We start from the raw sequence: 1,245 nt of genomic DNA, 5'->3' as shown, positions 1-1,245 counted from the left end.
GAGGTGTGCTGTTGCGGGGGCTGTGGGCGGTTGTTGTTGTGGTTGTGCTGGCGTTGTTGGGTGGCGTCGGTGGGTTTGTGGGTGGTTCTGCTCGGGGGGCGGAGTTCACCAGTGAGGCCCGGCTGGCGTGGGATCCGGCTCAGCTGCGGGTGACGGATGCCTCGGCGTATGCGCCGGATGTGTTGTCGTTGGAGGGGCAGAGCCAACAGCAGGCGGTTCGGTTGATGTCGGATGCGGTTCTGGTTCCGGTGAGCGAGTCGCTGGGGGTGGACCTGGTCGATTTGCGTGAGACGTTCGCAGTGTCGGTGGACGGGAACCTGCTGACAGTTCGTGGGCAGGCCGCGTCGGCGGACGCGGCGCAGGCTCAGGTGCAGGCGGTGCTCGATTCGTATGTGACGGCGGTTTCTTCGGGGCTGGCCAACGATTTCTCTGCCCAGGCTGCCCTGGTGCAGGTTCAGATCGACCAAGTGCGTGCGGCGTTGGGAACGGTGGGGTCGGGTGATCCGTTGGCGTCGGGATTGTCGACTCAGTTGGCCGGGCTGATTTCGCAGCAGGCGCTGTTGACGGCGAAGGCGGCCGCGGTGCCGAGCCCGGTCGATGTGCTGGAGCCGGCGTCGTTGCCGGCCGAGCCGTCGTCGGCGTCGGCGGTGACGCTCGGGATCGTGGGTGCCGGCCTTGGGTTCTTGGTCGGGGTGGCGGTCCTGCTGCTGATGCGGTTCGTGAGGTTGCGTGGCCCTGCCCGTCCTTGACCGTGGCCGTGGGCGGCATCTGCTGTCGGGGGTGAATGAGGGAGCGGCTTATCTGAAGCTGTTCCTGCTGGCCATCATCCTGCTGCAGCGCTTCGCGGTGCCCTTCGGCGGTGGCCAGGTTCCGTTGCTGCTGCCGGTGGGGCTGGCGATCGTCGCGGTCGCGGTCTGGCGGGGTGTGTTCGTCATCGATCCGTTGCGGGCATCGCTGGTGGCGGTCATGTGGCTCACTGCACTGGTGTGCACGCTGGCGCAGGTGATGGTGGGTCTTCTGCCCTCGGTGCTCTCGCTCGGCCTGCTGCTGCTGCTCTACATTCCAGCCCTGTTCGTGGCCCGGGTCGGGCAGGCGGTGATCACGTCGGTGTTCCGCTTCTACGTGTACGTGATGACCGTCGCCGCAGTGGTCTCGGTGGCTCAGTTCGGGTTGCAGTACGTCGGAGTGCCCAACACCGACTACATCGCCGACACGGTCCCGCCCGGCTTCGTCCTCCAAGGCTTC

The 1,245-nt window shown here is 66.7% G+C and carries 2 protein-coding genes; both read left to right on the top strand.

The genetic code is table 11. The features are described 5' to 3' along the window. A partial coding sequence (locus tag J3P36_RS16025) for a hypothetical protein (RefSeq protein ID WP_210509259.1) occupies positions 1-749 on the top strand: 749 nt, incomplete at its 5' end. Next, on the top strand, positions 730-1,245 hold a 516-nt coding region (locus J3P36_RS16020; protein WP_210509258.1), incomplete at its 3' end, for a hypothetical protein. The genes J3P36_RS16025 and J3P36_RS16020, both read left to right, overlap by 20 nt.

Source organism: Naasia sp. SYSU D00057 (genome assembly GCF_017916505.1).
Classification (GTDB): Bacteria; Actinomycetota; Actinomycetes; order Actinomycetales; family Microbacteriaceae; genus Naasia.
This window is presented reverse-complemented; position numbering and strand designations above follow the sequence as displayed.